This window comes from Mesorhizobium sp. P3_A9, assembly GCF_056402975.1.
The window spans coordinates 1-9,825 of record NZ_JBFUGJ010000228.1; the positions used below are offsets into that span (position 1 = coordinate 1).

Consider the following 9,825-nt stretch of genomic DNA (forward strand, 5'->3'; position numbering starts at 1 on the left):
TCGATGATCCGGCGGTGCTCGCCGCCCTCGATGCCAAGGGCTTTGGCTTCGCCGGCATTTTCGACGTCGATGGCGAGGACAACCTGAAGACACTCTATGACAAGGCGCCGGCCTATCATGCGATCGTCGATACCGTGGCATCAGACATCGCCGCGCTGCGCGCCGAGATGAAGGCCGGCGGGCGCACGCTCTATGAGGTGACCGACGGCAATGTCGGCCGCATCATGGACATGCGCTGGCTGAAGACCGGGGCGGCGCGCTTCCGGCTGGTCGGCGTCGTCAACCGGCTCGACCGGCATGATTTCGCTGCCCTGGAGGGCGACAAGAGCTGTGGCGAGGTGCGTTTCATCTATCGCCTGGCCTATAGTTTCAAGAAGGGCGGCAAGGTTCTGGCCTCGCGGCTGCCGTTCAACTTCAACGCCGTCTACAGTGCGGCAGCCGATGCCGATGGCGGCTGCGTCGGCGTAGCCGGGCGCTGGACGCCGCAGCTTGACGAGACCGTCGATGCCGGCTGGCTGACCGGCGGGCCGCTGGAGCGGGCCGGGCTCACCTTCAAGCAGCTCGAACTCAATGCGCAAGTGGTGCGCTTTCCCTCCGGTCAGGAGACTGAATTCGGTGGGCAGGCGGCCTATCTCATGCGGATCTTCGGCATCGAAGGCGCTGCGGTCAGCGAGAAGCCGCTGGAGAACACGCCGGACACAGCGCGGCTCTCGCAAGACGCGGCGCTGAAGAAAGAGCTCGCCGATTATGTCAGCGCCAACGTCGCGGCGATCGATCTCGGAGTCTACGAAATCCCCGACGCATTTCTGGCGAAAAAAATCATCTCATGGTCGACGTTCGGCAGCGCAAGACAGGCCAATCATCCGTTTACGCAATTATTCCAACCCAAGGAATTCGCATCGCTCGATTATTCCTCGCCGAAACTTGTGCGCACGCCGGAGGCGCTGGTCGAGCGCTTGGACAATGGCGCTTGCCAGGGCTGTCACCAGGCGGGTTCCACCGCCGGGTTCCACTTCATCGGCCTCGATGACAAGACGACATCGCCGCTCAACCGCATCGAAGTCGGCATCTCGCCGCATCTCCATGCCGAAATCCCCCGGCGCCAGGCCTGGCTGCGCGCAACGCAGGACGGCAAGCAGCCGAACCGCTACCGGCCGCTGTCCTTCGCGCCGCCTGCGACGTGGACCGATACCGGCGATGTCGATTACGTGCCGGCCGAGATGGCGATGCCATGCCTGATGCCGGACGACGCCAAGCGTTTCGGCGCGACCTGGCAATGCGGTGGCGGCACCGTCTGCACGCCGCTGGCGACAGCATCAGGCGTGCGCACCACGCTGGCGCAATGTCTGTTGCCCAAGGACAGCCCAAAAATGTTCTCCGGCCATCCCTGCCTGACCGGGTCGATTGCCAGCAATGCGACGCAGCCTTTCAATGACCGCTACAGCATCACGGGGCAGTTCGCGGCCTTTGCGCCGGATGTCTCGCGCGCCGCCTACACCTGCCGTCCGCCGAAGATCGGTGTGCCTGCAGGCATCGCCTATCGCGGTTGTGACGACAAGGACCGTGCCTTCACGGCCTTCAAGCCAGGCAAAGCGATGCCTTCCGAAATCTGCGGGATGGTCGGCGGAAAAAAATTCGACATCTGCGTGGCGACCAACAATTTCGACCAGTGCCTTGGCGGCGCCGTCAATCGCGGCAACCGGCCGGCCTGTGATGCCGAGCATTTCTGCCGCGAGGATTATATGTGCCAGTCAATGCCACCCGACACGCCGGGCATTTCGAAAGTGAAAGGCATCGGCTTTTGCTCGCCGACCTATTTCATTTTCCAGATGCGCATCGACAATCACGCAACACCTTGGGCGAGCCCTACCAGCGCCTCCAAGGACGCGGGATTCGGCGCGGCGGAGGAGAAGTGAGGGCCCGACAGCTACCTCTGACAGACGCCCATCGGCCGCCTCACAGCGGGATGTTGTCGTGCTTCTTCCAGGGGTTCTGCATGTCCTTGTTGCGCAGCATCCTGAGCGCGCGCGCAATGCGGCGGCGGGTCGAGTGCGGCATGATCACGTCGTCGACATAGCCGCGCTCGGCGGCAACGAATGGCGATAGGAAGCGATCCTCGTAAGCCTTTGTATGGGCTGCGATTTTTTCCGCGTCGCCGATGTCCTTGCGGTAGATGATCTCGACCGCGCCCCTGGCGCCCATCACCGCGATCTGCGCCGTCGGCCAAGCATAGTTCATGTCGCCGCGCAGATGTTTCGACGCCATCACGTCATAGGCGCCGCCATAAGCTTTTCTGGTGATGACGGTGATCTTCGGCACGGTTGCCTCGGCATAGGCAAAGAGCAGCTTCGCACCATGCTTGATCAGCCCGCCATATTCCTGCGCGGTGCCGGGCAGGAAGCCTGGGACATCGACGAAGGTGACGATCGGGATCGAAAAACAGTCGCAAAAACGCACGAAGCGCGCCGCCTTGCGGCTGGCGTCGGAATCGAGCACGCCGGCCAGCACCATCGGCTGGTTGGCGACGAAGCCGACCGTGCGGCCCTCGACGCGCCCGAATCCGGTGACGATGTTTTTGGCAAAGCTCTGCTGGATTTCGAAGAAGTCGCCTTCATCGGCGACCTTCAGGATCAGTTCCTTGATGTCGTAAGGTTTGTTGGCGTTGTCGGGGATCAGCCGGTCCAGCGACGGATCATGGTCGGTGACCGACTGGTAGCATTCGATCTCAGGGGTTTCCGATGTGTTCGATGCGGGCAAGAAATCGACCAGCCGGCGCATCTGCAACAGTGCCTCGACATCATTGTCATAGGCGCCGTCGGCGATCGAGGATTTCGTCGTGTGCACGGAGGCGCCGCCAAGGCTCTCGGCCGTCACCGTCTCATTGGTGACGGTCTTCACCACATCCGGCCCGGTGACGAACATGTAGGAGGTATCGCGCACCATGAAGATGAAGTCGGTCATGGCAGGCGAATAGACGTCGCCGCCGGCACACGGGCCCATGATCACCGAAATCTGCGGAATGACGCCGGAGGCCAGCACGTTGCGCTGGAAGATTTCGGCGTAGCCGCCAAGCGCCGCCACGCCTTCCTGGATGCGCGCGCCGCCGGCGTCGTAAATGCCGATGATCGGCGCACGGTTGCGCAGCGCCATCTCCTGCACCTTGATCACTTTTTCGGCATGGGCTTCCGACAGCGACCCGCCGAACACTGTAAAATCCTTGGCGAAGAGGTAGACCGGACGGCCATTGACCGTGCCCCAACCGGTGACGACACCATCGCCGGCGATCTTGGTCTTCTCCATGCCGAAATCGGTCGAGCGGTGCTCGACATACATGTCGAATTCCTCGAAGGAGCCTTCATCGAGAAACACCTCGATGCGCTCGCGCGCGGTGAGCTTGCCCTTCTTGTGCTGAGCGTCGATGCGCGTCTGGCCACCACCCATGCGGGCGATGTCGCGCCGGCGCTCGAGTTCCTTGAGTACATCCTTCATGGCCGATCTCCCGAGCAGGCTGCATTTCGTGGTAATGGCACCCGCAGGAGAGTGCAAGCGCAGCGGATCGATGCTCAAACGCTAGTCAACCCACGAACGCCTCAAGCAACTTGTTGGCGTATTAACCGGCTAGCCTGGGCTCTGCAGATACGGCCTCCGCCGTCAATCTGAGCCCGAGCGCCTTCATGACGCCAAGCAGCGTTGACAGCTTCGGATCGCCCTTGTCGCTCAGCGCTTTGTATAGCGCCTCACGCGTGACGCCGGCATCTTTGGCGATCGATGTCATGCCTCGTGCCCTGGCAACGTTGCCGAGTGCATGGGTGATGATGGCAGGATCACCGTCTTCGAATGCCGCTTCGATATAGGCAAAGATAGCTTCCTCACTGTCGAGGAATTCAGAAGCGTCCCATTTGGTTGTATCGATGATCATTTGACCCCCTTCGCCATGCTGATGGCTTTTTTGATGTCAGCTTTTTGCGATGACTTGTCGCCGCTGCAGAGCAGAATGATAATCGTGTTGCCGATCTTTACGAAATAGACGCGGTAGCCTGGGCCATAGTCGACCCGCAATTCCCCGATGCCATCGAAAAACTTGGCATCGCCGAGATTGCCAAGCTCAACGCGGTCGATCCGAATCTGAATGCGCGCCTTGGCCCGGGTGTCCTTGAGAGACTTGAACCAGTCGGCGAACTCGGCAGTTTTGCGAACTTCGATCATCGGCATTTGTAATCCAAAGTTCACAATCAATCAAATGAAATGTGAATTGTAGTTCACGGATTGCTCATATGCGTGTGCGTCGCCCGTCGGGTATGACGACGAACTCCCTTCATATCAGCTTATCAAGGGCCGTTTTGCTGCGCTGCAACATGACGCCCCTTGCATTCGGGGGCGAACTCAGCCATATGCAGCCCATAGGCGCTTGGGCCGGGAGATTCCGGCCTTCTCGACAAATGAGACTGGTTGCGTCTGTTTTCCCTCTTCCCGACAAATCGGTAAGGCGGCGAAAAAGCCCCGTGGCATGACGCCTGCGGGCACGACAGCGCAGCCGAGTGGACGTTGACGTCCGCCCGCCTTGTCGTTTCATATCAAATTTTTCGACGGCAGGTTGCGCCCTGCCGCCATCGATGTTTGCGGCCACGGAGCCGCGTGAAAGAAGATTATTTTGACCAACGAAAACACATTGCCCGGCAACGTCACTACGGAACTCACCGGTTTCGCGGCGCTGGGAATTACGGGTGCGCTGCTCAAGGCCACCCACAATGCCGGCTTCAGCGAACCGAAGCCGATCCAGATGCAGGCGATCCCGCCGCAGCTGGAAGGCCGTGACATTTTCGGCATCGCGCAGACCGGCTCCGGCAAGACCGCGGCCTTTGCGCTGCCGATCCTGTCGAAGATCATCGCGCTCGGCACCAAGCGGCGCGCCAAGACGGCCCGTGCGCTGATCCTGGCGCCGACGCGTGAGCTTGCCGTGCAGATCGAAGACACCATCAAGATCCTAGCAAAAGGCCAGCATGTCTCCACCGCACTCGTGCTGGGCGGCGTCTCGCGCTTCAGCCAGGTGAAGAAGGTTGCGCCCGGCGTCGACATCCTCATTGCCACACCCGGCCGGTTGACCGACCTGGTGCGCGAGGGCGACCTCATACTCTCCGACACCAAATGGCTGGTGCTGGACGAGGGCGACCGCATGCTCGACATGGGCTTCATCAACGACGTCAAGCGCATCGCCAAGGCGACCGCGCCTGATCGCCAGACGGCGCTGTTTTCGGCCACCATGCCGGACGAGATCGCGGAACTGGCCAAGGGCCTGTTGAAGAACCCCGTCCGCATCGAAGTCTCGCCGCACAGCACCGCGGCGGTCGAAATCTCGCAGGGCGTCGTCTTCGCCCGCACCAAGCAGAAGCGCCAGGTGCTGTCGACGATGCTCGCCGACGAGGCGATGAAGTCCGTCATCATCTTTTCGCGCACCAAGCATGGCGCCGACCGGGTGACTAAGGACCTCGAGCGCGACGGCTTCAAGGCCGCCGTCATTCACGGCAACAAGTCGCAGAACGCCCGTCAGAAGGCGCTCAACGATTTCCGTGAGGGATCTGTGCGCATTCTGGTCGCGACCGACATTGCCGCACGCGGCATCGACGTCCCCGGCATCAGCCATGTCGTGAACTTCGACCTGCCCGACGAGGCCGAAAGCTACGTCCACCGCATCGGCCGCACCGGCCGCAACGGCATGGACGGCATTGCGATCACGCTTTGCGATCCTTCGGAAAACAGCAAGCTGCGTCAGGTCGAGCGCATCATCCGCACCAAGCTGCCGATCGTTGCCGACCATCTCGGCAGCCCCGATCCGCAGCGCAATCCGGCTGAAAAGAACGAGCGCTTCGAGCCCGCCAATGATCGCAACGACCGTAACGGCCGTCGCGACGGCAGGCGGCCGGGCGGAGAGAACAAGGGCAACGGCTTCGGCAAGAAGCGCTTCGGCGACAAGCCGGCCTTCGCCGGTGAGCGCAAGCCGGAAGGCGGCAAGCCAGCCTTCAAGGGCAACAACAAGCGCCGCTTCGGCGGCAAGCGGCCGGCGGCGCGGGCTGCGTAAGCCAGACCGCGTTGTCATCAGCCAAGCCTTTGGGCCTGGCTGGTTGCCGTGATTGATAAGAAGAGGGCGGCTGAAGCGATGCTTCGGTCGCCCTTTCGTTTGACCCTTACTTCGCCACCGCCTCGACCCAGACGGCGATTCTCTGCGCCAGGAACGCCGTGGTCGATGGCGACAGCACATCGCCGGCAATGACATGGTTGTCCGGGTCGCCGGTGCTTTCGATGGGCACCAGCTCATGCGCGCCACCCCAACGCCCGGCGATCTCACGTGTGCGGTCGGGCCGGACCACCCTGTCCATATCCGAGAAGATGAACAAAGCCGGGATGGTTGCCTTCTCCACCGGCGCCCCATAGGCAAGTTCCGTCAGCGCCTGCATCGGCAGCGTCGCGGCAACCGGATATTTGGTGGTCCAGAATTTTTCGTGCAGTGCGTTGCGCGCCACGAAGCTGCGCTCCTTGCCGATGACGAGTTCGGCGATCTGTTTACCCCACGGCATGGTCAGGAGCTCGGCGCCGGAGGCCTTGACGCCGAAATTGGGTGAGATGAACGCGATCGCGGCCACGCCATCCGATGCGCCCGGCTGCGTTGCCGCCCATACCGCCAGCGAGCCGCCGGTCGAGGTAGAGATGACGATCACCTTGTCACCGATCGCCCGGCCGATGGCGAGCGCCTCCTCATAATCGTTGATCCAGGCATTGACGCTGCCTTGCGTCATCGCCGCGCCGTCCTGCCCGTGGCCGGTGAGACGGGTGTAGAACAGGTTGGCGTCAAGCTGGTCGGCCACCTCATCGGGCAGGGGGCGGACCTCGCCCTTCGAAGCCGAAAAGCCGTGGATGTAGACGATCGACAGCGGCGTCCTGGCGTGCACCATCGGGTTGGCCCAGACGATCTCCTTCTCCAGCCCGTCGCGGATACCGGGAACGGCGGCTTCCACCTTTGCCACATAGGCCTGCGGATCGTCACCGATGACGGAAGGATCGAAACGGATCGTGGTGTCGACGGGAACGCGGGGACCAAGGACGAAGGCCAGAGCAAGGACGGCGATCAGGCCCAGCACAGCAAGCACGATCCGTCGCCCCATCGCAGACTCCACGCAACAACAACGAACCTATGGCGGCGGCCATGAACAGGCAACGGCCGCTTAGGCAGCCAACCCACCAATCCTGTGCGCATCCTATTCGTTGGGCAGCTTACGCTCGTAATGCAGCGGTCGGGCCTTCCAACTGGTCATCAAGATGATCACCCATCGGGTGACCGGCCTCGGCAACAGGCTGAGAAATTTCAGCGGCCAGCTCGTCCGGTACGGAAAGGTGACTTCGAAGCCGCCGGATTTGATTGCCTTCACCATACGGCGTGTCGCTCGACTGACCGGCATCAGGCCTGGCATTGGCAGCATGTTCTTTTCGGTCAGCGGCGTGTCGACAAACCCGGGGTTTATCACCTGGACTCGGATGTTCATCTTGTCGAAATCATACTTCAGCGACTCGGCCAGGATGTTGATTGCCGCCTTGGTGCCGCCATAGGCGGCAGTGGTCGGCCAGCCGAAATAGGCGGTGACCGATCCGACCAGCACGACATGGCCGCGCGCCCGCACGCGCATATATTCCACGACCGGCACCAGCCCGTTGATGATGCCGAAATAATTGACCTCGAAGGAGCGGCGAAAGTCCTTGACGACGAGAGCCTCTCCAGGCGTCGAAATGTAGTTTCCGGCATTGAAGACGGCGAGAACGATGGGGCCGAGTTCCTTCTCGATCGCGGCCACCGTCTTTTCCATGCGCGGCGCGTCGGTGACGTCGCAGGGAAATGCCGTGACGCTGCCCGGCATCTGCGCGGTCTCGACGATGAGCGTGTCGATAGGATCGTCGTCCAGCGCCGTTACCGCCACCGCATAGCCTTGAGACGCCAGGTCCCTGGCCAGCGAGCGGCCAATGCCGCTCGAGCCGCCCGTGACCCAGGCGACGCCGTGTTTCGGATCGGCCCGATAGAGTGTCATGCTGCGCCCTGCCGAGTTTGTTGGTGCCTTGCTCTAGAGCGGTTCACCGTTTCACGGAAACGTTGAACAGCTCTATTCTTTGTTTGGAGCAATTCCGGACGGAAAACCGCTACGCACTTTTCCTGGAATTGCTCTAGCGGTGAAGAAATCGAATGAAAAGAGTGCTTTTCGACGTTGGGTGCAAATGAACTGTAGGATATTCGTCCGCTCGCGAGGACGCCCATGCACCGTGGTGCCGGAAATGCGACTGGACCAGACGAATTCTTGCCTTGAAACCGAAGCTTCGGGTTTCTAGGGTTTCGGCGTACGCACACAAGGAATCCTGAATGCCCCGTTCTGTGATCGACGCGATCGGCAACACGCCTCTGATCCGCCTCAACAAAGCTTCCGAAGAAACCGGTTGCGAGATCCTGGGCAAGGCCGAATTCATGAATCCGGGGCAATCGGTCAAGGATCGCGCCGGCCTGTTCATCATCCGTGACGCCGAACAGCGCGGCCTGTTGAAGCCGGGCGGCGTCATCGTCGAGGGAACGGCCGGCAACACGGGCATCGGGCTGACGCTGGTCGCCAAAGCGCTGGGCTACCGCACTGTCATCGTCATCCCTGATACGCAGAGCCAGGAAAAGAAGGACACGATCCGGTTGCTCGGCGCCGAGCTGATCGAGGTGCCGGCGGTGCCCTACAAGAACCCCAACAATTACGTGAAATTGTCGGGACGGCTGGCCGAACAGATGGCCAGGAGCGAGCCGAACGGCGCCATCTGGGCCAACCAGTTCGACAATGTCGCCAACCGCGACGGCCATATCCGCACCACGGCGCAGGAAATCTGGGCCCAGACCGGCGGCAAGGTCAACGGTTTCGTCTCGGCGGTCGGTTCCGGCGGCACGCTTGCCGGTGTTGCCATGGGGCTGAAGGCCAAGAGCAACAATGTGAAGATCGCGCTTGCTGATCCGCTTGGGGCCGCGCTCTACAGTTTCTACACCAGCGGCGAATTGACGTCCGAGGGCAGTTCGATCACCGAAGGCATCGGGCAGGGGCGCATAACCGCCAACCTCGAAGGGTTCACGCCGGACTTCTCCTTCCAGATCAGGGATGAGGACGCGCTGCCGATCGTCTTCGACCTGATCCAGGAAGAGGGCCTTTGCGTCGGCGGTTCGACCGGCATCAACATTGCCGGCGCCATCCGGCTGGCCAGGGAATTGGGCCCCGGCCACACCATCGTGACCATTCTTTGCGACTATGGCACGCGCTATCAATCGAAGCTGTTCAACCCGGAATTCCTGCGCGAGAAGGGCCTCCCGGTGCCGGGCTGGATGGAGCTGAAGAGCAAGATTTCGGTGCCTTTCGAAAAGGTCGCGTGATGGCGCACAAGACCGAAGCGCTGTTTCGCGACGATGCTTATCTCAGCACGGCGGATGCGACAGTCATTGCCATCAATGATCGTGGCGGCATCATCCTCGACCGCACGATCTTCTACGCCACCTCGGGTGGCCAGCCGGGAGACGCCGGCTATTTCGAGCGCGCCGATGGCAGCCGCATCGCCATCGCCGCCACCATTACCGGTGAAACCAAGGACGAGATCATCCATGTGCCGGCGCCGGAACAGGCGGCCTTTGCGGTTGGCGAGAAGGTGAAACTCGCCCTCGACTGGGAGCGTCGGCATCTCCTGATGCGCATGCATGCGGCCTGTCACCTGCTTACAGTCGTTTGCCCGTTTCCAATCACGGGTGCTGCTGTTTCCGAGGTCGTCAGC

9 protein-coding genes are annotated in these 9,825 nt (G+C 61.6%); 4 read left to right on the forward strand and 5 right to left on the reverse strand.

All coding sequences use genetic code 11. From position 1 onward, the window contains the following. Positions 1-1,916 (forward strand): hypothetical protein (locus AC1DX0_RS24625; protein ID WP_477357150.1); only part of this gene is annotated, 1,916 nt, incomplete at its 5' end. Between the two features lie 40 nt (positions 1,917-1,956). Here AC1DX0_RS24625 and AC1DX0_RS24630 read toward each other — a convergent pair. From AC1DX0_RS24630 to AC1DX0_RS24640, 3 genes are all read right to left on the reverse strand, one after another. Next, positions 1,957-3,489 (reverse strand): acyl-CoA carboxylase subunit beta, encoded by a 1,533-nt coding sequence (locus AC1DX0_RS24630; protein WP_477220669.1) that lies wholly within the window; start codon positions 3,487-3,489, stop codon positions 1,957-1,959. A 121-nt stretch (positions 3,490-3,610) separates the two neighbouring features. Beyond that, on the reverse strand, positions 3,611-3,919 hold the full coding sequence (locus tag AC1DX0_RS24635; RefSeq protein ID WP_477220668.1) for an addiction module antidote protein: 309 nt from the start codon (positions 3,917-3,919) through the stop codon (positions 3,611-3,613). After that, positions 3,916-4,206: a type II toxin-antitoxin system RelE/ParE family toxin gene (locus AC1DX0_RS24640; protein WP_477220702.1), complete on the reverse strand. Its 291-nt coding sequence runs from the start codon at positions 4,204-4,206 to the stop codon at positions 3,916-3,918. Before AC1DX0_RS24640 ends, AC1DX0_RS24635 begins: the two co-directional genes overlap by 4 nt. Before the next feature lie 445 nt (positions 4,207-4,651). Between AC1DX0_RS24640 and AC1DX0_RS24645 the strand changes: the two genes are divergently transcribed. After that, entirely contained in the window at positions 4,652-6,076 is a 1,425-nt protein-coding gene (locus AC1DX0_RS24645; RefSeq protein ID WP_477220667.1) for a DEAD/DEAH box helicase, read from the forward strand. Between the two features lie 106 nt (positions 6,077-6,182). Here the strand turns inward: AC1DX0_RS24645 and AC1DX0_RS24650 are convergent, their stop codons facing one another. After that, positions 6,183-7,157: an alpha/beta hydrolase gene (locus tag AC1DX0_RS24650; protein ID WP_477220666.1), complete on the reverse strand. Its 975-nt coding sequence runs from the start codon at positions 7,155-7,157 to the stop codon at positions 6,183-6,185. A 93-nt stretch (positions 7,158-7,250) separates the two neighbouring features. After that, positions 7,251-8,072 carry an SDR family oxidoreductase gene (locus AC1DX0_RS24655; RefSeq protein WP_477220665.1) on the reverse strand — a complete coding sequence of 274 codons (822 nt, stop codon included), beginning with the start codon at positions 8,070-8,072 and terminating at the stop codon, positions 7,251-7,253. 326 nt (positions 8,073-8,398) lie between these two features. On the opposite strand from AC1DX0_RS24655, the gene AC1DX0_RS24660 reads away from it, so the two are divergent. Beyond that, positions 8,399-9,433 carry a cysteine synthase A gene (locus tag AC1DX0_RS24660; protein ID WP_477357152.1) on the forward strand — a complete coding sequence of 345 codons (1,035 nt, stop codon included), beginning with the start codon at positions 8,399-8,401 and terminating at the stop codon, positions 9,431-9,433. After that, positions 9,433-9,825 (forward strand): alanine--tRNA ligase-related protein (locus AC1DX0_RS24665; RefSeq protein ID WP_477357154.1); only part of this gene is annotated, 393 nt, incomplete at its 3' end. The genes AC1DX0_RS24660 and AC1DX0_RS24665, both read left to right, overlap by 1 nt.

What these genes read in the sequence shown, in the direction of transcription:
- AC1DX0_RS24630 (WP_477220669.1), bottom strand. Translation starts at nt 3,489, where the DNA reads ATGAAGGATGTACTCAAGGAACTCGAGCGCCGGCGCGACATCGCCCGC.
- AC1DX0_RS24635 (WP_477220668.1), bottom strand. Translation starts at nt 3,919, where the DNA reads ATGATCATCGATACAACCAAATGGGACGCTTCTGAATTCCTCGACAGT.
- AC1DX0_RS24640 (WP_477220702.1), bottom strand. Translation starts at nt 4,206, where the DNA reads ATGATCGAAGTTCGCAAAACTGCCGAGTTCGCCGACTGGTTCAAGTCT.
- AC1DX0_RS24650 (WP_477220666.1), bottom strand. Translation starts at nt 7,157, where the DNA reads ATGGGGCGACGGATCGTGCTTGCTGTGCTGGGCCTGATCGCCGTCCTT.
- AC1DX0_RS24655 (WP_477220665.1), bottom strand. Translation starts at nt 8,072, where the DNA reads ATGACACTCTATCGGGCCGATCCGAAACACGGCGTCGCCTGGGTCACG.
- AC1DX0_RS24660 (WP_477357152.1), top strand. Translation starts at nt 8,399, where the DNA reads ATGCCCCGTTCTGTGATCGACGCGATCGGCAACACGCCTCTGATCCGC.